A 19,888-nucleotide genomic window follows, 5' to 3' on the forward strand; every position below is an offset into this window, starting at 1 on the left:
CCCTTCGGTTTCAGCCCTTCGGTTTCAGTCGCCGCGGTCCCTCGTCACCAGGGCGCGGAGGTCCCGCAGCTGTATGAGGACCTCCGGGAGGTCCGGGGCCGGCTGGGTCAGCTGTTTCTCCAGGGCCGCCAGCCGGGCGTCGACCTGGTCCGCGTGCTCCCGCCGGCTCGTCAGCAGGGTCTCCAGCCGGCGGGTCTTGCGGTGCAGTTCCAGGAAGACGCTCACCTTCGCCCGTAACACCCAGGGGTCGAAGGGCTTGGTGACGTAGTCCGCCGCGCCCGTGGCGTAGCCGCGGAAGGCGTAGCCGGCGTCGGCGTCCGTACCGGTGAGGAAGATGATCGGGACGTCCTTGGTCTGGTCGAGGCGTTTGATGTGGGCGGCGGTCTCGAAGCCGTCCATGCCCGGCATCCGGACGTCGAGGAGGACGACGGCGAAGCGCTGCCGCAGGAGGGCCTTCATGGCCTCCTCGCCCGAACGGGCGCGTGTCAGCGGCTCGTCGAGGGATGCCAGGACGGCCTCCAGGGCGACCAGGTTGTCCTCCATGTCGTCGACGAGGAGGATGCCCGCGCGTCCGTCGGTCCGGTCCCGAGTGGTCATGGTGAGGGTGCCTCGTTCTCGTCGGTGCGCGGCCCGGGTGCCGGGTCCGCCGGTTCGCGGGTGCCCTCCGGGTCCAGGACCGCGCAGACGACCGTGAGCAGCTGGTCGACGTCCACGGGCTTGGGGACGTAGTCGTTGGCGCCGCGGGCGATGGACTTGTCGCGGTCGCCGGGCATGGCCTTGGCGGTGAGGGCGACGATGGGCAGGCCCGCCCAGCGGGGGGTGCGGCGGATGGCGGAGATCGTCTCGTAGCCGTCCATCTCCGGCATCATGATGTCCATCAGGACGAGTTCGACGTCCGGGTTGCGCTCCAGGGTCTCGATGCCCTCGCGGCCGTTCTCCGCGTACAGGACGGGCATGCCGACGCGGCCCAGGACGTGGGTGAGCGCGAAGACGTTGCGGATGTCGTCGTCGACGATCAGCACCCGGCGGCCGGGCAGGACCTGGCCGGCGCGGCCCGCCCTCCACGCCTCCAGCTTGGTGGGGGCCGGCCAGGTGTCGTCGTCGTGCGCGTCGTCGTGGACGCCGTCGTGTGCGCCGCCGTCGTGCGCGGCGAGGTACGGCTCGGTGGTCAGCTGCTCGGGTACGAGGCTGCCGGGATCCTCGTCGGCGGGGCCCGTCACCCCGTGGCCGGGGCTGAAGACGGGGACGTACAGGGTGAAGGTGGAGCCCTTGCCGGGGACGCTCTCGGCGATGATGCGGCCGCCCAGCAGACCGGCGATCTCCCGGCTGATGGACAGACCGAGGCCCGTGCCGCCGTACTTGCGGTTGGTGGTGCCGTCGGCCTGCTGGAACGCCTCGAAGATCACCGGGAGTTTCTCGGCCGCGATGCCGATCCCGGTGTCGGAGACCGCGAAGGCGATGACCTCGTCGTGGTGCTCGCGGGTGAAGCGGTGGTCAGGGTCCTTGACGCGGTCGACGGTCAGTTCGACCCGGCCGGACGCGGTGAACTTGATCGCGTTGGACAGGAGGTTGCGCAGGATCTGCTGGAGGCGCTGCTCGTCCGAGTACATCTCGCGCGGCACGCTCTCGCCGACCGCGACCTCGAAGGCCAGGCCGCGGTCGAGGGTGAGCGGGCGGAACGTGGCGTGGACGTAGTCCAGGAGCTTGATGAGCGGCAGACGCTTGGGGCGTACGTCCATCCGGCCCGCCTCGATCTTGGAGAGGTCGAGGATGTCGTTGATCAGCTGCAGCAGGTCCGAGCCCGAGCGGTGGATCGTCGTCGCGAACTGCACCTCCTGGTCGGTGAGATGGCCGTCCGGGTTGTCGGAGAGCAGCCGGGCCAGGATCAGCAGCGAGTTCAGCGGCGTGCGCAGCTCGTGGGACATGTTCGCCAGGAACTCCGACTTGTACTGGGAGGAAGTGGCCAGCAGGGCCGCTTTCTCCTCCAGTTCGGCGTTGGAGCGCCGCAGTTCCGCCTGCTGCGCCTGGAGTTCGTCGGAGCGTTCCTGGAGCTGCATGGCCAGGCGCTGGGACTCGCCGAGCAGGGACTCGGTGCGGGAGTTGGCGATGATGGTGTTGATGGCGACGCCGATGGTGTTCACGAACTGGTCGAAGAACGCCAGGTGGACGTCGGAGAAGCGGGAGAAGGACGCCAGTTCGATCACGCCGAGGAGCTTGTCCTCGAAGAGGATCGGGATGATCACGACGCTGGACGGGGACGCCTCCCCGAGACCGCTGTTGATCTTGATGTAGCCCGGTGGGGCCTCCTCCACCAGGATCCGCTTCTTCTCGCGGGCGGCCTGCGCGACCAGGCCGTGCACGGGAAGGCCGCCGGTCTCCACGGTCGCGCCCTGCGCCGAGCCGTAGCCCGCGATGAACGCGAGGCCCTTGGTGGGCGCCACCGGGAGCGGGGCCGCGCCGTCCTCGTCGGGGTCGGCCAGGTAGAAGGCGCCGTACTGGGCGTTCACCAGCGGGGTCAGCTCGCGCAGGATCAGGTCGGCGACCTCCATCAGGTCGCGGTGGCCCTGCATGAGCGCGGCGAGGCGGGCGAGATTGGACTCCAGCCAGTCCTTCGCGCGGGTGGTCTCGCGGAGGTTGGCCACCATCAGGTTGATGTTGTCCTTCAGCTCGGCGACCTCGCCGCGCGCCTCCACGGTGATCGAGCGGGACATGTCGCCCTGGGCCACGGCCGAGGCGACCTCGGCGATGGCGCGGACCTGGGTGGTCAGGTTCAGGGCGAGTTCGTTGACGTTCGTCGTCAGGCGCTTCCAGGTGCCGTACACGCCCTCGACCCGGGCCTGGCCGCCGAGCTGGCCCTCGGAGCCGACCTCGCGGGCGACGCGGGTGACCTCGGAGGAGAAGGAGGACAGGGTGTCGACCATCGTGTTGATGGCGGTCTTCAGCTCCAGGATCTCGCCGCGGGCGTCCACATCGATCTTCTTGGACAGGTCGCCGTTGGCCACCGCCGTGGTCACCTGTGCGATGTTCCTGACCTGGGAAGTCAGGTTGTCCGCCATGTAGTTGACGTTGTCGGTCAGGTCCCGCCACACACCGGACACGCCCTGCACCTGGGCCCGGCCGCCGAGCGCGCCGTCGGTGCCGACCTCGCGGGCGACCCTGGTCACCTCGTCGGCGAAGGCCCGCAGCTGCTCCACCATGGTGTTGACGGTGTCCTTGAGCTCCAGGATCTCGCCGCGGGCGTCGACGGTGATCTTCTTGGAGAGGTCGCCCATGGCGACGGCGGTGGTGACCTGGGCGATGTTGCGGACCTGCGAGGTCAGGTTCAGGGCCATGAAGTTGACGTTGTCGGTGAGGTCCTTCCAGACGCCGGAGACGCCTCTGACCTGCGCCTGGCCGCCGAGGTTTCCCTCGGTGCCGACCTCGCGGGCGACGCGGGTGACCTCGTCGGCGAAGGCGGAGAGCTGGTCGACCATCGTGTTGATCGTCGACTTGAGTTCGAGGATCTCGCCCTTCGCCTCGACCGTGATCTTCTTGCCGAGGTCTCCCTGCGCGACCGCCGTGGAGACGAGGGCGATGTTCCTGACCTGGGAGGTCAGGTTGTCCGCCATGAAGTTGACGTTGTCGGTGAGGTCCTTCCAGACGCCGGAGACGCCCCGGACCTGGGCCCGGCCGCCGAGGTTTCCCTCGGTGCCGACCTCGCGGGCGACGCGGGTGACCTCACCGGCGAAGGCGGAGAGCTGGTCCACCATCGTGTTGATCGTCGACTTCAGTTCCAGGATCTCGCCCTGCGCGTCGACCGTGATCTTCTGGCTCAGGTCGCCGTTGGCGACGGCGGTGGTGACCTGGGCGATGTTGCGGACCTGCGAAGTCAGGTTGGACGCCATGAAGTTGACGTTGTCGGTGAGGTCCTTCCAGACCCCGGAGACGCCCCGGACCTGGGCCCGGCCACCCAGCCGGCCCTCGGTGCCGACCTCGCGGGCGACGCGGGTGACCTCGTCGGCGAAGGCGGACAGCTGGTCCACCATCGTGTTCACGGTGAGCTTCAGCTCCAGCAGTTCACCGGTCGCCTCCACGGTCACCGTCCGGGTGAGGTCGCCGCGCGCCACCGAGGTGGTCACCAGGGCGATGTCCCGCACCTGCGCGGTCAGCCGGGCGGCCATGGTGTTGACCGCCTCCGTCACGTCCCGCCAACTCCCGGACAGGCCACGGACCTTGGCCCGGCCGCCGAGACGCCCCTCCGTGCCGACCTCGCGGGCCACCCTGGTCACCTCGCCCGTGAACAGCGACAGCTGGTCCACCATCTTGTTCACGGCGCGGCCCAACCGCCGCAGATCGCCGCGCAGTTGACGGTTGCCGTCGTGCAGGTCGACGCGCTGGGTCAGATCGCCGCCCGCCACCGCGTCCAGCACGCGCGTGGCGTTCGCGGCGGGGGCGACCAGGGCGTCCAGCGTCTGGTTCACGTCGTCGACCCGGGTCGCCCAGGCGCCCTGGCCCGGACTGGCCGACAGCCGCTCGTCGAGGCGGCCGTGACGGACCAACTCGCGCCGTACGCGCTGCACTTCGGAGCCGAAGTGGGTACTGCGGTCGATGATCTGGTTGAAGAGGGCGCACAGCTCCGCGACCGGTGCGGGGCCCGTCTGAGGGACCTTCGTGAAGCTGCCGTCGCGCGCGGCGGTCATGGCGGCGGTCAGCGCGCGGAGATCGGCCGCCCGGATCAGTCCGTCCGTTCGACTGTCCGTCTGGCTGTCCGTTTGACCGTTCTTCCGGCCGTTTTCGGACATCCGTGTACCACTGTTCTCGCTCATGGTGGCCCACTTCGGTAACTCGGCGCTTATGGGCGTGGTCAGTCTGTCACTCTGGCCGTGCCGCCTGAGGCCTATTCGTCCGAACTTTCTCAGGGAGCCGCTCAGTGGGGGCCATTCCGACGCAACGGGACATCGTGTCCTGCGCTTCTGATGCGCCGGCGCGCGTCGGGTCCGAGTCCCTGCACGCCGCGCCCGCGTACGCCGGACTCGACCGGCGTGCGACGGCGCATCTGTCGCTTCCCGGCGGGCCGCTCGCGCCCGGAGCCGCCCGGCGCTTCGTCTCCGCCGCGCTCGCGGAGTGGGCCGAGCTGGGCCTGCCCGGTGCCGCCGCGCTCCCGGCCCGTGTCGTCGAGGACGCGCTCGTGGTGGTCAGCGAACTGGTCACCAACGCGGTCGTCCACGCGGGCACCGATGTCGACCTGGTCTGCCGGCTCGGCCGGGACGCCCCGGCGGCCGCCGGATGGCTGCTCCTGGAGGTCTCGGACCACCATCCCTCCCGGGAGGTACGCAGCGAGGGCGCCGAGCGGCCGTACCTCCTCGAACGGCCTTACGGCGCCGCCGAGTACGGGCGTGGCCTGCGCCTGGTCGCCGCGCTCTGCGAAGCCTGGGGGATCACCTACCGGACCGGCGCCAAGACCGTCTGGGCCCGGCTGTCGGTCGACGGGGCGATGGCGGTGGGGGCGGTGGAGGGGGTGTTCGAGCCGTACGGCGGCGATGCGGGCGGTTCGTCGGCCGAGGGGGCCGAGGGGGCCGAGGGGTACGACGCCGGGGATGCGCGGGCGTACGCCGGTGCGGCGGGCCCCGGACAGGACGTGGACCCGGGCGGCCTCGTCGCGCCCGTGCCCCGGCCCGGCGGGGAGCACGACCGGGAGTGGCTGAACCGGGGTGCGCTCTCCTTCCTCGCGGAGGCGTCCGACCTGCTCACCGGACAGCTGGACGAGGACCTCGTCGCCGCGCTCGCCGGGCAGCTGCTCGTGCCGAGACTGGCCGACTGGTGCGCGGTGTGGCTGGAGGAGGAGGGGCTGGGCTGGCGCGGCGGCGACGGCTCGCTCGGCCCCGCGCCCCGCCTCGCCCGTGTGTGGCACGGCAGCGAGAACCGCATCGAGGAACTCCGCCGGGCCCTGGAGAAGGACCCCCCGAGACTGCCCGACTCGGTGAGATCACGGGCGGTACCTGTGCCGTGGCCGAGGCCGGCGGAGGACGGGGGCTCGTTCGGGGGCGGGGCCGGGCCGGCGGGGGAGCGGGAGGCCGAGGCCGGGGCCCGAGCCGGCACCTGGGCCGAACCCGCAGCCGAACCAGGGGCAAGGGCAGGGGCAGGGGCCTGTGCCGAAGCCGGGACCCGGGCCGGGACCTGCGCCGAAGCCACGGCTGGGGCCGAGGCCGACACCGGAGCCGCGCCCGAGGCCGAGGCAGCCGACGCCGTCCACGCCCGAACCGCCGCCGGGCCCGAAACCGACCCCCGAGCCGAAACCCGGGCCGCATCCGAGACCACAGCCGAGACCACAGCCGAGACCACAGCCGAGTCCAACGCCGTGACCGGGCCCGGGGCCGAACCCGGGACCGACCCCCGAGCGGCACGCGGCAACGCCCCCGCACCCGGCGACGAAGCCGTGCTCGGAAGCGAAACCGCAGCTCAAGCGCGCGGCGCAACCGCAGCTCAAGCGCGCGCAGGAGGCGAAGCCGCAGCCCGGGCAGGAGACGAAGCCCTGGCTCGCGCAGGAGACGAAGCCCCGGCTCGCGCAGGCGACGCACCCGGTGCCGCGCTCGCGTACCGGTTGATCGCCGGGGGACGCCCGCTCGGGACGCTCGTCATCGGGCGGGCCGGGCTGCCGCGGTTTCCCGACGAGGTGACCGGGCTGGTCGAGGACCTCAGCCGGCGGATCGCGCTGTCCATCGGCGCGGCCCGCCAGTACGCCCGCCAGGCCACCATCAGCCGTGTCCTGCAGCGCGGACTGCTGCCGGGCGCGGTCGCCGAGATCCCCGGTGTGTCCAGCGCGCTCGTCTACGAGCCGTGCGACAAGGGCGGACCCAGCGGCGACTTCTACGACCTCTTCCCGGCGGGCCGGGGCCGCTGGTGCTTCGCGATCGGCGACGTCCAGGGCAAGGGCCCCGAGGCGGCCGTCGTCATCGGCCTCGCCCGGCCCTGGCTGCGGCTGCTCGCCCGCGAGGGCTACGGCGTCGCGGACGTCCTCGACCGGCTCAACCAGCTCCTCCTCGACGACGCCACCGAGGCCGCCGACGCCGCCGCCCGCGCCCTGGTCACGGCGGGCGACCCCGGCCTCGTCGACCCCGACGGCCCGCAGACCCGCTTCCTGTCCCTCCTCTACGGCGAACTCGTCCCCGTCGACGGCGGCGTCCGCTGCACCCTCGCCTCCGCCGGGCACCCGCTGCCGCTGCTGCTGGGCCCCGACGGCGACGTACGGGCCGTGGCCGAGCCGCAGACGCTGCTCGGGGTGATCGAGGACACCGCGTACGTCTCCGAGACCTTCGAGCTGCGCCGCGGCGACACCCTGCTGTGCGTGACCGACGGGGTCACCGAGCGCCGCAGCGGCCCCCGCATGTTCGACGACGAGGACGGCCTCGCCACCGCGCTCTCCGGCTGCGCCGGGCTCGACGCCGAACTCACCGCCGAACGCATCCGGCGGCTCGTCCACGAGTTCGGTGACCGGCCCCCCGACGACGACCTCGCACTGCTGGTGCTGCGGGCGGAATGAGGACCCGCGGGGGTGCGGGACAATGGAGCACATGCCTTCCGCACTCCCCGACGGTGAGCCCGTCCCCGACGACGGCGCGCTGCCCGCCCACGCCCTGGCCGGCGCGGCCGAGCGGCCCCTCGGGTTCTATCTGCACGTCCCGTACTGCGCGACCCGCTGCGGCTACTGCGACTTCAACACCTACACCGCCACCGAGCTGCGCGGCACCGGCGGTGTCCTCGCCTCCCGCGACAACTACGCGGACACCGTCGTCGACGAGATCCGCCTCGCCCGCAAGGTCCTCGGGGACGACCCGCGTCCCGTCCGCACCGTCTTCGTCGGCGGCGGCACCCCCACCCTGCTGGCCGCCGACGACCTCGTACGGATGCTGGGGGCGATCCGCGACGAGTTCTCCCTCGCCGACGACGCCGAGGTGACGACGGAGGCGAACCCGGAGTCCGTGGACCCGGCGTACCTGGAGACCCTCCGCGCGGGCGGCTTCAACCGCGTCTCCTTCGGCATGCAGAGCGCCCGGCAGCACGTCCTGAAGATCCTCGACCGTACGCACACGCCCGGGCGCCCCGAGGCATGCGTCGCGGAGGCACGCGCCGCCGGCTTCGACCACGTCAACCTCGACCTGATCTACGGCACCCCCGGCGAGTCCGACGACGACTGGCGGGCCTCCCTGGACGCCGCGCTCGGCGCCGGGCCCGACCACGTCTCGGCGTACGCGCTGATCGTCGAGGAGGGCACGCAGCTCGCCCGGCGCATCCGGCGCGGCGAGGTCCCGATGACGGACGACGACGTCCACGCCGACCGGTACCTGATCGCCGAGGAGATGCTGTCGGCCGCCGGGTTCGACTGGTACGAGGTGTCCAACTGGGCCACGTCCGACGCCGGGCGCTGCCTCCACAACGAGCTGTACTGGCGGGGCGCCGACTGGTGGGGCGCGGGACCGGGTGCCCACAGCCACGTCGGCGGCGTCCGCTGGTGGAACGTCAAGCACCCCGGCGCGTACGCGGGCGCGCTGGCGGAGGGGCGCTCCCCTGGCGCCGGGCGGGAGCTCCTGTCGGACGAGGACCGCAGGGTCGAGCGCATCCTGCTGGAACTGCGGCTGCGGGAGGGGTGCCCCCTGCCGCTGCTGAAGGAGGACGGCCGTGCGGCCGCCGGTCGCGCGCTCGCCGACGGGCTGCTGGAGACGGGGCCGTACGAGGAGGGGCGTGCGGTGCTGACGCTGCGGGGGCGGTTGCTGGCGGACGCGGTGGTGCGGGACCTGGTGGACTGATCATCCGGGTGGGTGAATCGGTACGGAACGGAGGTTCGGTACCTAACCTGGTTCGTAGGCTGCCGCCAATAGCACGCGGCAGATATGTAGGCCATGGAGATGACCGCTGTGGACGAGCGTGGGATGACCAGGTTCTTCGCGGAGTTCGAGCCCCCCGAGGGCGTCAAGGTAGAGCTTCTCCGGGGGGTGATCGTGATGATGGTCAGCCCTGACATCGTGCACAACATGATCGTTGTCGATGTGCAGGACCAGATTCCACGAGCGCGCTGGTCTCGTCTTCAGACACAGGACGTCGACATTCCGACCGAGGCCAGTGAGCCGGTGCCGGATCTGGTGGTCGTCGCGCGGGACCTCTTGCCTGCTTCGGGCCGGCTGTTGCCCGCCCAACTGGTCAGCCTGGTGGTGGAGGTCGTCTCCAAGTCCAGTGTTCATCAGGATTACGAGGTCAAGAGGTCGATCTACGCAGCAGGCAAGGTGCCTGCCTATCTCATCCTGGACCCGATCATGGGGCAATGCGTCCTGCTGACCAGACCCGAGGGAGTGGGCGAAGACGCGAAGTATCTGACGCAACAGATCACCAAGTTCGGTGACCCAGTGGCCTTGGAGATTCTGGGAGTCGAACTGGATACGAGTGACTTCGCCACCTTGCCCGACGTCAGGCCCCACCGCTATCCGTGACGAAGTCGATCAGCTCCTCCACCCGCCCCAGCAACTCCGGCTCCAGGTCCTTGTAGGACCCCACCCGCCCCAGGATCGCCTGCCACACCGCCCCGGTGTTCTCCGAGGGCCACCCCAGCGCCCGGCACACCCCGGTCTTCCAGTCCTGCCCCCGCGGCACCCGCGGCCACGCCGCGATGCCCACCGACGACGGCTTCACCGCCTCCCAGATGTCGATGTACGGGTGCCCGACGACGAGCGCGTGCTCGCTGGTCACCGACGCGGCGATGCGGGACTCCTTGCTGCCGGGGACCAGGTGGTCGACCAGCACGCCGAGCCGCGCGTCCGGCCCCGGGGCGAAGTCCTCGACGATCGCGGGCAGGTCGTCCACACCCTCCAGGTACTCCACCACCACACCCTCGACCCGCAGATCGTCGCCCCACACCTTCTCGACCAGCTCGGCGTCGTGGCGCCCCTCCACGTAGATGCGCCCGGCGCGGGCGACCCGCGCGCGAGCGCCCGGCACGGCCACGGAGCCGGAGGCCGTGCGGGAGGGACGGACCGGGGCCGACGACGCGGGGCGGACCAGCGTCACCACCTGCCCCTCCAGCAGGAACCCCCGCGGCTCCAGCGGGAACACCCGGTGCTTGCCGAAGCGGTCCTCCAGCGTCACCGTGCCCGCCTCGCAGCCGACGACCGCGCCGCAGAAGCCGGTGGCGGGCTCCTCGACGACCAGACCGGGATCGGCCGGGACCTCGGGGACCGGCTTCGGCTTCTTCCACGGCGGGGTCAGGTCGGGTGAGTACTGGCGCATTCGAGTGACGATAGGAGAAGCCGCGCCCGGATGCCCCCGTGCTCAGTCCGACACGCCGAAGCGGCGTGCCAGGGCGTCGCGCTGGGCCCGGACGAACGCCGCGTCCACCACCGCCCCGTGGCCGGGCACGTACAGCGCGTCCTCGCCGCCGAGGTCCAGCAGCCGGTCCAGCGCGGCCGGCCAGCGGGACGGGATCGCGTCGGGGCCCGCCTGCGGCTCGCCGGACTCCTCGACCAGGTCCCCGCAGAACACCACCTCCCGAGCGCCCCCTGACACCAGGACCGCCAGGTCGTGCCCCGTGTGCCCGGGGCCCACGTTCGCCAGCAGCACCCGGACATCGCCTCCGAGGTCGAGCGTCCACTCCCCGGAGACCAGGTGACGGGGACGTACCAGCAGGTCGGCGGCCTCGGTGGCGTCCGCCGGGGGAAGGCCGTGGTGCACGGCGTCCGCGCGGAGGGCCTCGTGGTCACGGCTCAGGACGCCGTCGACCCCCACCGCGCCGAAGACCTCCACCCCGGCGAACGCGGCCGCCCCGAAGACATGGTCGAAGTGCGGGTGGGTGAGCGCGAGATGTGTCACACGGGCGCCACCGAGCAGCCGGCACGCCTCGCCGCGCAACCGCGCGCCCTCCCGCAGGCTCGAACCCGCGTCGATCACGAGGGCCGAGCCCTCCCCGACCACCAGCCCGGCCGTGCAGTCCCAGCCGGGCAGGCGGCATCGTCCGACCCCGGACGTCAATTCCTGCCACCCGCACTCTTCCCAAGTCACCGTCATGCGCCGACGCTAGCCGTAGCTCCGGGGACGGCGTCGTCGTGTACTCCCCGGTAGGAAACAGCCCCCGGCCGGAGCCCGGCCTTGCCGGGGGCGTACCCCACCGCCGTACACTGGGCGGGGAGTGTTGGCACTCGCCCGGGGTGAGTGCCAAGGGGAAGCCGCAGGAGCGCGAACGGGAGGTGTGCGCGGTGCTCAGTGAACGCAGGCTGCAGGTGCTGCGCGCCATCGTCCAGGACTACGTGGGCACCGAGGAGCCGGTCGGTTCCAAGGCGCTCACCGAGCGGCACAACCTCGGCGTCTCCCCGGCGACCGTTCGCAACGACATGGCGGCGCTGGAGGACGAGGGCTTCATCGCCCAGCCCCACACCAGCGCGGGCCGCATCCCCACCGACAAGGGGTACCGGCTCTTCGTCGACAAGCTCGCCGGGGTCAAGCCGATGACCCCGCCCGAGCGGCGCGCCATCCAGAACTTCCTGGACGGCGCGGTCGACCTCGACGACGTGGTGGCACGGACCGTGCGGCTGCTCGCGCAGCTCACCCGGCAGGTCGCCGTCGTGCAGTACCCGTCGCTCACACGGTCGACGGTGCGGCACGTGGAGCTGCTGTCGCTGGCGCCCGCCCGGCTGATGCTCGTGCTGATCACGGACACGGGACGGGTGGAGCAGCGGCTGGTGGACTGCCCGGCGCCGTTCGGAGAAACGTCACTCGCGGACCTGCGGGCCCGGCTCAACAGCAAGGTCGCGGGCCGCCGCTTCACCGATGTGCCGAGGCTGGTCGAGGACCTGCCCGAGGCGTTCGACCTGGAGGACCGGGGCACGGTCGCGACGGTGCTCTCCACCCTCCTCGAAGCACTCGTCGAGGAGAGCGAGGAGCGGCTGATGATCGGCGGAACCGCCAATCTCACCCGCTTCGGACATGACTTCCCCCTCACCATCCGGCCCGTTCTGGAAGCCTTGGAGGAACAGGTCGTCCTCCTCAAGTTGCTTGGTGAGGCGGGGGATTCGGGCATGACCGTACGCATCGGTCATGAGAACGCGTATGAGGGACTCAACTCCACGTCCGTCGTCTCCGTCGGCTACGGTTCGGGCGGTGAGGCAGTAGCGAAGCTGGGCGTGGTCGGACCTACGCGCATGGACTATCCGGGAACGATGGGAGCGGTACGAGCGGTGGCACGGTACGTCGGACAGATCCTGGCGGAGTCCTGAGTGGCCACGGACTACTACGCCGTGCTCGGCGTGCGCCGCGACGCGTCCCAGGACGAGATCAAGAAGGCGTTCCGGAGGCTCGCGCGCGAGCTGCATCCGGACGTCAACCCCGATCCGAAGACCCAGGAGCGGTTCAAGGAGATCAACGCCGCCTACGAGGTGTTGTCGGACCCGCAGAAGAAGCAGGTCTACGACCTCGGCGGCGACCCCCTGTCCCAGGCGGGCGGCGGGGGTGCGGGCGGCTTCGGCGCCGGCGGCTTCGGGAACTTCTCGGACATCATGGACGCCTTCTTCGGCACGGCGTCGCAGCGGGGTCCCCGCTCGCGTACGCGCCGGGGACAGGACGCGATGATCCGGCTGGAGATCGACCTCGACGAGGCGGCCTTCGGCACCACGAAGGACATCCAGGTCGACACCGCCATCGTCTGCACGACGTGCAGCGGCGAGGGCGCGGCCCCGGGCACCACCGCGCAGACCTGTGACATGTGCCGCGGCCGCGGTGAGGTCTCGCAGGTCACGCGGTCCTTCCTCGGTCAGGTCATGACCTCCCGGCCCTGCCCGCAGTGCCAGGGGTTCGGCACGATCGTCCCCAACCCGTGCCCCGAGTGCGCGGGCGACGGGCGGGTGCGGTCGCGGCGGACGCTCACGGTCAAGATCCCGGCCGGTGTCGACAACGGCACACGGATCCAGCTCGCCGGTGAGGGCGAGGTGGGGCCGGGTGGCGGTCCCGCCGGTGACCTCTACGTCGAGATCCACGAGCTGCCGCACTCGACGTTCCAGCGGCGCGGTGACGATCTGCACTGCACGGTCACCATCCCGATGACGGCGGCCTCCCTCGGCACCAAGGTGCCGCTGGAGACGCTGGACGGTCTGGAGGAGGTCGACATCCGGCCCGGGACGCAGTCCGGGCAGTCGATCCCGCTGCACGGCCGCGGTGTCACGCATCTGCGGGGCGGCGGCCGGGGCGATCTGATCGTCCACGTCGAGGTGCAGACGCCGACGAAGCTGGATCCCGAGCAGGAGGCCCTGCTGCGGCAGCTCGCCGCGATGCGCGGGGAGGAGCGGCCCACGGGGCAGTTCCAGCCCGGGCAGCAGGGGTTGTTCTCCCGCCTGAAGGACGCGTTCAACGGGCGCTGAGCGGGTTCGTTGTCGGGTGCGGGTCCGGTGGGGCTTCTCGCGCAGTTCCCCGCGCCCCTGAAAAGATGTCTTGAGGGGCGCGGGGAACTGCGCGACCACCCACGACGGACCCGCACTCGAACAACCGCCCGCACCCGATTCGGCGATGTCCGGAGGACAGTGGCACCATGCCGTCATGTCCTCCGCGCTGACCGATCTCGTCCCGCTGCCGATCGTGCAGGCCCCCATGGCGGGCGGTGTCTCCGTGCCCCGGCTGGCCGCCGCCGTGTCCGAGGCGGGCGGGCTGGGCTTCCTCGCCGCCGGGTACAAGACGGCCGACGGGATGTACCAGGAGATCAAGGCCCTCCGGGCCCTCACCTCCCGCCCCTTCGGCGTCAACCTGTTCATGCCGCAGCCGGAGTACTCCGAGCCCGCCGCCGTCGACGTCTACGCGGAGCAGCTGGCCGGTGAGGCGACCTGGTACGACGCCGAGCTGGGCGACCCGGACAGCGGACGCGACGACGGCTACGAGGCCAAGCTCGCCGTGCTGCTCGACAACCCCGTACCGGTGGTGTCGTTCCACTTCGGCTGCCCGACCCCCGAGGTCGTGGAGTCCCTCGCCCGCAAGGGCACGCTCACCCTGGTCACCGCGACCTCGGCGGAGGAGGCCCAGGCCGTGGAGCGGTCCGGGGCCCACGCCGTGATCGTGCAGGGCGTCGAGGCGGGCGGCCACCAGGGCACCCACCGCGACGACCCCGAACGGGACTGCGCCGGCATCGGCCTGCTCTCCCTGGTCGCCCAGGTCCGCGAGGCCGTGGCCCTGCCGATGGTCGCGGCCGGCGGCATCATGCGCGGCGGCCAGATCGCCGCCCTCCTCACGGCGGGCGTGAGCGCGGCCCAGCTCGGCACGGCCTTCCTCGCCACCGAGGAGTCCGGCGCGCACGCCGTCCACAAGCAGGCCCTGACCGACCCCCTCTTCGTCCGCACCGAGCTGACCCGCGCCTTCTCCGGCCGCCCGGCCCGCGGGCTGCTCAACCGCTTCCTGCGCGAGCACGGCCCGTACGCGCCGGTCGCCTACCCCGAGGTCCACCACCTCACCTCGCCGCTGCGCAAGGCCGCCGCCACGGCCGGGGACGCGCAGGGCATGGCGCTGTGGGCCGGGCAGGGGCACCGCATGGCCCGCAAGCTGCCCGCCGGGGAGCTGGTCGGGGTGCTGGCCGCCGAGATCGCCGCCGCGCGGGCCGAACAGGCCGCCGCACGGGTCGGCGGGACGGGCGGGGGCCGCACCGGGGGCGAGGAGCGATGACCGCGCCGGTGTTCGTGGTGGACCGGTTCGACGGCCGGGGCTCGGAAATCGTGCTCGACGGCCCCGAAGGCCGGCACGCCGTCTCGGTGAAGCGGCTGCAGCCCGGTGAGGACGTCGTCCTCACCGACGGGCGGGGCCGGTGGGTGGAAGGCGTGGTGAAGGCCGCCGAGGGCAAGGACCGGCTGGTCGTCATGGACGTGGGGGAGCTGCGGGAGGAGCCGCCCGCGCAGCCCCGCCTCACCGTCGTCCAGGCGCTGCCCAAGGGCGACCGGGGCGAACTGGCCGTCGAGACCATGACCGAGGTCGGCATCGACGCGATCGTGCCCTGGGCCGCCGCCCGCTGCATCACCCAGTGGCGGGGCGAGCGGGGGCTGAAGGCGCTCGCCAAGTGGCGGGCCACCGCGCGGGAGGCGGGCAAGCAGTCCCGCCGGACGCGGTTCCCCGAGGTCGCGGACGCGGCCACGAGCAAGCAGGTCGCGGCACTGCTGGCGAAGGCCGACTTCGCCGCCGTCCTGCACGAGAGCGGCGACGAGACCCTGGCGACGGCCGAGCTGCCGGCGACCGGGGAGATCGTGCTCGTCGTGGGGCCCGAGGGGGGTGTCTCACCGCAGGAGCTGGCGCTCTTCGGCGAGGCGGGCGCGGGGGCGTACCGACTCGGGCCCAGTGTGCTGCGCACATCGACCGCCGGAACGGCGGCCGGGGCGCTGCTGCTGGGCAGAACCGGACGCTGGTCCTGACCGCCCCGGTCCCGGCCGCCGTCCCCCGACCCCAGGGAGCATCGTGGAACTCGCCCAGGTCAGACTGCTCGTCTCGGACTTCGCCGCCTGCTATCGCTTCTATGCCGACGTCCTCGGGCTGAAGCCGCAGTCCGGTGCGGCCGAGGGGCCGTACGAGAAGTTCAGCCCGGCGGTCGGGTCCGCGGGCATCGCCCTGCAGGACCGGGCGATGATGGCGGAGGTCCTCGGCGAACTGGCCGGCACGGCCAACGGGCACCGGTCGCTCGTCGTCCTGCGGGTCGACGACCTCGACGCGTACTGCGAGCAGATCACCGAGCGCGGCGCACACCTGCTGCACGGACCCGCACCCATGACCGACCGGATGCGCGTGGCCCATCTCAAAGACCCCGAGGGGAACTTGGTGGAGCTGCAGGAATGGCTGCTGATGCGCGGCTGAGGCCGCGTGCGCCCGGCGCACCCCCGGTTCACCCTTCCCGGCGGCATGGCCGCACGCGGTCTTCCGCGGCGCGGCGGCCGGTGGCAGGCTGCCGTGCATGCGGGTATGGAGGCGTGTCAGGGCGCACCGGACCGGCGGGCGCCGGCTCCTGCTGGGAGCCGGGCTCGGAGTCGGCGCCGTCATGAGCCTGGTGGCCTGTGAGGGCGGCGGGCTGAACACCGGCGCGGTCGCGTTCACGACGGACCAGCTGGCGACCAAGGAACTGGAGCGGGAGGGCCTCGACGTCCGGTGGCTCACCTGCACGGCCTCGTACGACGGCGACGGCGCGCGGAAGTCCGGGTCGCCGTCCGCGTCCGCCGCCACCGTCGCGCACGTCGACTGCACGGGCGAGGACAAGGAAGGCCGGGACATCAGCCTCACCGGGAAGGTGACGAGAGGGGTCAACGGCCGGTGCGTACGCGGGGACCTGACCGCGAAGGTCGGCGGCAAGGAGTGGTTCCACGTCGAGGGGCTCGGCAACTGCGACGCCCCCGCCCCGAGCACCGGGCCGGGCGGTCAGGGCGGGCCGGGACCGACCGTGACGGTCACCGTCACCCAGACCATCTGGTGTCAGAAGGACCCCGCGTGCGTGCCCGAGGGCAAGTGAGGCCGGGCCCCGCGGCAACTCGGGCCCGGGGCGAGGGACATGATCCAAACCCCTCCCCATCGGACCGAACGCTGCTTAAAGTGACCGGGTGACTCAGCTCGCGTATTTCCGGTATCCGCACCTGCACGGCGACCTGGTCGCCTTCACCGCCGAGGACGACGTGTGGCTCGCGCCTCTGGACGGCGGCCGTGCCTGGCGGGTCAGCGCGGACAACGTACCCGTCAACCACCCGCGGATCTCCCCGGACGGCAGCACCCTCGCGTGGACCTCCACGCGGGACGGCGCGCCCGAGGTGCATGTGGCGCCCGTCGACGGCGGATCGTCCAGGCGCCTGACGTACTGGGGGAGTTGGCGCACCCAGGTACGCGGCTGGACGCCGGACGGCCGGGTCCTCGCGCTCAGCACCCACGGGCAGGCCAGTCTCCGGCGGAGCTGGGCCCGCGCCGTCCCGCTCGACGGCGGCCCGGCCACCACGCTGCCGTACGGGCCGGTCGGCGATGTCGCCCACGGCCCCGCCACCGTGCTGCTGTCCGCGCCGATGGGCCGCGAGGCCGCCTGGTGGAAGCGCTACCGGGGCGGCACGGCGGGCAAGCTGTGGATCGACCGCCACGACGACGGTGACGAGAACACCGGGGAATTCACCCGTCTGCACGCCGAGTTGGACGGCAATCTCGAATACCCGCTGTGGGTGGGGGACCGGATCGGGTTCCTCTCCGACCACGAGGGCGTCGGGGCGCTGTACTCCTCCCTCGCCGACGGCTCCGACCTACGCCGGCACACCCCGCTCGACGGCTTCTACGCCCGGCACGCGGCCACCGACGGCACCCGGGTCGTGTACACGGCCGCGGGTGAACTGTGGCTGCTGGACGACCTGGACGGCGCCGAACCGCGTCGGCTCGACATCCGGCTCGGCGGGCAGCGCGTCGATCTCCAGCCCTTCCCGGTGAACGCGGCCCGCTGGTTCGGCTCCGCCTCGCCCGACCACACCGCCCGGGGCAGCGCCGTCTCCGTACGCGGCTCGATCCACTGGATCACCCACCGCTCCGGCCCCGCCCGCGCGCTCGCCGCCGAGCAGGGCGTACGGGCCCGGCTGCCGCGCACCTTCCGGGTGGAGGGCGAGGAGTGGGTGGTGTGGGTGACGGACGCGGAGGGCGACGACGCGCTGGAGTTCGCCCCGGCCACCGGTGCCGCCCCGGGCGCCACACCGCGCCGGCTCGCCGCGGGGCAGCTGGGCCGCGTCCTCGGGCTCTCGGTCGCGCCCGACGGCAGCCGGGTCGCCGTCGCCGCGCACGACGGCCGGGTCCTGCTCGTCGAACGGGAGAGCGGGGAGGTGCGGGAGGTCGACCGCAGCGAGGACGGCGAGGTGTCCGGGCTGGTCTTCTCGCCCGACTCCGCCTGGCTCGCGTGGTCGCACCCCGGCCCGCGCCCGCTGCGCCAGCTCAAGCTCGCCAACACCGCCGACCTGTCCGTCACCGAGGCGACCCCGCTGCGCTTCCAGGACTTCTCGCCGACGTTCACCCTCGACGGCAAGCACCTCGCCTTCCTCTCCGCCCGCGCCTTCGACCCCGTCTACGACGAACACGTCTTCGACCTGCACTTCGTCAGCGGGGCCCGGCCGCACCTCATCACGCTCGCCGCGACCACGCCCTCGCCCTTCGGGCCGCAGCGGCACGGCCGCCCGTTCGAGGCACCCGACAAGGACGAGACCCCCGACGGCGAGGGCGCCCCGGCGACCCGGATCGACCTGGACGGACTCGCCGACCGGATCGTCCCCTTCCCGGTGGAGGCCGGCCGCTACTCCACGCTCCGGGCCGCCAAGGACGGCGTCCTGTGGCTGCACCACCCCGTCACCGGCGTCCTCGGCCACTCCCGGGCCACCCCCGACGACCCCGACCCGAAGACCTCCCTGGTCCGCTACGACCTCGCCCAGCGGCGCCTCGAACACCTCGCCTCCGACGCCGACCACTTCGCCGTCGGCGGCGACGGCAAACGGGTCCTGCTGTGGACCGACGGCAAGCTCAAGGTCGTCCCCAGCGACCGGCGCGCCTCGAACGACGACGAGAGCGACAGCAACATCACCGTCGACCTCTCGCGCGTACGGCTGACCGTCGACCCGGCCGCCGAGTGGCGCCAGATGTTCGACGAGACCGGCCGTCTGATGCGGGACAACTTCTGGCGCCCGGACCTCGGAGGGGTGGACTGGGACGGCGTCCTGGACCGCTACCGCCCGGTCCTGGAGCGGGTGGCCACCCACGACGACCTCGTGGACCTGCTGTGGGAGGTCCAGGGCGAGCTGGGGACCTCGCACGCGTACGTCACCCCGCGCGGCCGGGGCGGCTCCGGCGACCGGCGGCAGGGGCTGCTCGGCGCGGACGTCTCCCGGCACGAGGACGGCGGCTGGCGCATCGACCGGGTGCTGCCGTCGGAGACCTCCGACCCCGACGCGCACTCCCCGCTCGCCGCGCCCGGCGTGGCCGTGCGGGCCGGGGACACGATCGTCGCCGTGGGCGGCCGGCCGGTCGACCCGGTGGCCGGGCCCGGACCGCTGCTCGTCGGCACGGCGGGCAAGGCGGTCGAGCTGACCGTCCTGCCGGCCGGCGGCGGCGACCTGCGGCATCCCGTGGTGGTGCCCATCTCCGACGAGGAGCCGTTGCGGTACCACGCGTGGGTGGCCGACCGGCGGGCCTACGTCCACGAGAGGTCCGGCGGCCGGCTCGGGTACCTGCACGTGCCCGACATGGTCGGCTCCGGCTGGGCGCAGCTCCACCGCGACCTGCGGGTCGAGGTCGCCCGGGAGGGGCTCGTCGTGGACGTCCGGGAGAACCGGGGCGGGCACACCTCGCAGCTCGTCGTGGAGAAACTGGCGCGGCGGATCGTGGGCTGGGACCTGCCGCGCGGGATGCGCGCGACCAGCTACCCCGACGACGCGCCCCGGGGGCCCGTCGTCGCCGTCGCCAACGAGTTCTCCGGGTCCGACGGGGACATCGTCAACGCGGCGGTCAAGGCGCTCGGGATCGGGCCGGTGGTGGGGACGCGGACGTGGGGCGGTGTCGTCGGGATCGACAGCCGCTACCGGCTGGTGGACGGGACGCTCGTGACACAGCCGAAGTACGCGTTCTGGCTGGAGGGGTACGGGTGGGGCGTGGAGAACCACGGGGTCGATCCGGACGTGGAGGTCGTGCAGGCGCCGCAGGACCACGCGGCGGGGCGTGACCCGCAGTTGGACGAGGCGATCCGGATCGCGCTGGCCGGACTGGAGACGACACCGGCGAAGGTGGCCCCCTCGTTGCCGGAGGCGTAGCGGCGCGGGGGTGCGTGGTCGGGTGCGGGTGGGTGGGGGCTGGTCGCGCAGTTCCCCGCGCCCCTGGAATGCAGGGGCTGCGCCCACTGCTTTCCAGAGCCACCCGACCACGC

At 72.5% G+C, this 19,888-nt stretch carries 14 protein-coding genes; 10 read left to right on the forward strand and 4 right to left on the reverse strand.

Going from position 1 to position 19,888, the window contains the following annotated elements; all coding sequences use genetic code 11:
* Nucleotides 1-24: 24 nt before the first annotated feature.
* Together PYR72_RS31705 and PYR72_RS31710 are read right to left on the reverse strand one after the other, a co-directional pair.
* On the reverse strand, nt 25-597 hold the full coding sequence (locus PYR72_RS31705) for a response regulator (RefSeq protein ID WP_275458442.1): 573 nt from the start codon (nt 595-597) through the stop codon (nt 25-27).
* Nucleotides 594-4,781 (reverse strand): HAMP domain-containing protein, encoded by a 4,188-nt coding sequence (locus PYR72_RS31710; RefSeq protein ID WP_275458443.1) that lies wholly within the window; start codon nt 4,779-4,781, stop codon nt 594-596. Before PYR72_RS31710 ends, PYR72_RS31705 begins: the two co-directional genes overlap by 4 nt.
* 128 nt (nt 4,782-4,909) lie before the next feature.
* Here PYR72_RS31710 and PYR72_RS31715 point away from each other — a divergent pair, with 128 nt between their 5' ends.
* The 3 genes from PYR72_RS31715 to PYR72_RS31725 all read left to right on the forward strand — a co-directional run bounded on the left by PYR72_RS31715 (nt 4,910) and on the right by PYR72_RS31725 (nt 9,461).
* Nucleotides 4,910-7,519, forward strand: coding sequence for a SpoIIE family protein phosphatase (locus tag PYR72_RS31715; protein WP_275458444.1), 2,610 nt, complete (start codon nt 4,910-4,912; stop codon nt 7,517-7,519).
* A gap of 31 nt (nt 7,520-7,550) precedes the next feature.
* Nucleotides 7,551-8,783 (forward strand): radical SAM family heme chaperone HemW, encoded by a 1,233-nt coding sequence (hemW, locus tag PYR72_RS31720; RefSeq protein ID WP_275458445.1) that lies wholly within the window; start codon nt 7,551-7,553, stop codon nt 8,781-8,783.
* A gap of 99 nt (nt 8,784-8,882) precedes the next feature.
* On the forward strand, nt 8,883-9,461 hold the full coding sequence (locus PYR72_RS31725) for a Uma2 family endonuclease (RefSeq protein ID WP_275458446.1): 579 nt from the start codon (nt 8,883-8,885) through the stop codon (nt 9,459-9,461).
* Here the strand turns inward: PYR72_RS31725 and PYR72_RS31730 are convergent.
* Complete coding sequence (locus tag PYR72_RS31730) at nt 9,439-10,254, reverse strand: DUF3097 domain-containing protein (protein WP_275458447.1); 816 nt, start codon at nt 10,252-10,254, stop codon at nt 9,439-9,441. The genes PYR72_RS31725 and PYR72_RS31730 overlap by 23 nt on opposite strands.
* Nucleotides 10,255-10,296: 42 nt before the next feature.
* Nucleotides 10,297-11,028, reverse strand: a complete 732-nt coding sequence (locus tag PYR72_RS31735) for an MBL fold metallo-hydrolase (protein WP_275458448.1) — start codon at nt 11,026-11,028, stop codon at nt 10,297-10,299.
* Nucleotides 11,029-11,216: 188 nt separating this feature from the next.
* On the opposite strand from PYR72_RS31735, the gene hrcA reads away from it, so the two are divergent.
* The 7 genes from hrcA (at nt 11,217) to PYR72_RS31770 (ending at nt 19,775) form a co-directional block, all read left to right on the forward strand.
* Nucleotides 11,217-12,233, forward strand: coding sequence for a heat-inducible transcriptional repressor HrcA (gene hrcA, locus PYR72_RS31740; protein WP_037723896.1), 1,017 nt, complete (start codon nt 11,217-11,219; stop codon nt 12,231-12,233).
* The gene (gene dnaJ, locus PYR72_RS31745; RefSeq protein ID WP_275458449.1) at nt 12,234-13,370 is read left to right on the forward strand and encodes a molecular chaperone DnaJ; all 1,137 of its coding nucleotides are present in this window, start codon (nt 12,234-12,236) and stop codon (nt 13,368-13,370) included.
* Between the two features lie 175 nt (nt 13,371-13,545).
* Complete coding sequence (locus PYR72_RS31750; protein WP_275458450.1) at nt 13,546-14,655, forward strand: nitronate monooxygenase; 1,110 nt, start codon at nt 13,546-13,548, stop codon at nt 14,653-14,655.
* Complete coding sequence (locus PYR72_RS31755; RefSeq protein WP_275458451.1) at nt 14,652-15,392, forward strand: 16S rRNA (uracil(1498)-N(3))-methyltransferase; 741 nt, start codon at nt 14,652-14,654, stop codon at nt 15,390-15,392. Before PYR72_RS31750 ends, PYR72_RS31755 begins: the two co-directional genes overlap by 4 nt.
* Nucleotides 15,393-15,435: 43 nt before the next feature.
* Nucleotides 15,436-15,828, forward strand: coding sequence for a VOC family protein (locus PYR72_RS31760; protein ID WP_275458452.1), 393 nt, complete (start codon nt 15,436-15,438; stop codon nt 15,826-15,828).
* Nucleotides 15,829-16,009: 181 nt separating this feature from the next.
* A complete protein-coding gene (locus tag PYR72_RS31765) occupies nt 16,010-16,474 on the forward strand; it encodes a hypothetical protein (RefSeq protein WP_275460580.1) in 465 nt (154 codons plus the stop codon).
* 88 nt (nt 16,475-16,562) lie between these two features.
* Complete coding sequence (locus tag PYR72_RS31770; RefSeq protein WP_275458453.1) at nt 16,563-19,775, forward strand: S41 family peptidase; 3,213 nt, start codon at nt 16,563-16,565, stop codon at nt 19,773-19,775.
* The last annotated feature ends 113 nt before the right edge of the window (nt 19,776-19,888 follow it).

The sequence above is a fragment of the Streptomyces sp. VNUA24 genome, assembly GCF_029167005.1.
Lineage (GTDB): Bacteria > Actinomycetota > Actinomycetes > Streptomycetales > Streptomycetaceae > Streptomyces > Streptomyces scabiei.

Coding starts and splice junctions, on each gene's coding strand:
- PYR72_RS31750 (WP_275458450.1), top strand. CDS start 13,546: ATGTCCTCCGCGCTGACCGATCTCGTCCCGCTGCCGATCGTGCAGGCC.
- PYR72_RS31735 (WP_275458448.1), bottom strand. CDS start 11,028: ATGACGGTGACTTGGGAAGAGTGCGGGTGGCAGGAATTGACGTCCGGG.
- PYR72_RS31710 (WP_275458443.1), bottom strand. CDS start 4,781: ATGTCCGAAAACGGCCGGAAGAACGGTCAAACGGACAGCCAGACGGAC.
- hemW (WP_275458445.1), top strand. CDS start 7,551: ATGCCTTCCGCACTCCCCGACGGTGAGCCCGTCCCCGACGACGGCGCG.
- PYR72_RS31705 (WP_275458442.1), bottom strand. CDS start 597: ATGACCACTCGGGACCGGACCGACGGACGCGCGGGCATCCTCCTCGTC.
- PYR72_RS31725 (WP_275458446.1), top strand. CDS start 8,883: ATGACCGCTGTGGACGAGCGTGGGATGACCAGGTTCTTCGCGGAGTTC.
- PYR72_RS31765 (WP_275460580.1), top strand. CDS start 16,010: ATGAGCCTGGTGGCCTGTGAGGGCGGCGGGCTGAACACCGGCGCGGTC.
- PYR72_RS31755 (WP_275458451.1), top strand. CDS start 14,652: ATGACCGCGCCGGTGTTCGTGGTGGACCGGTTCGACGGCCGGGGCTCG.
- PYR72_RS31730 (WP_275458447.1), bottom strand. CDS start 10,254: ATGCGCCAGTACTCACCCGACCTGACCCCGCCGTGGAAGAAGCCGAAG.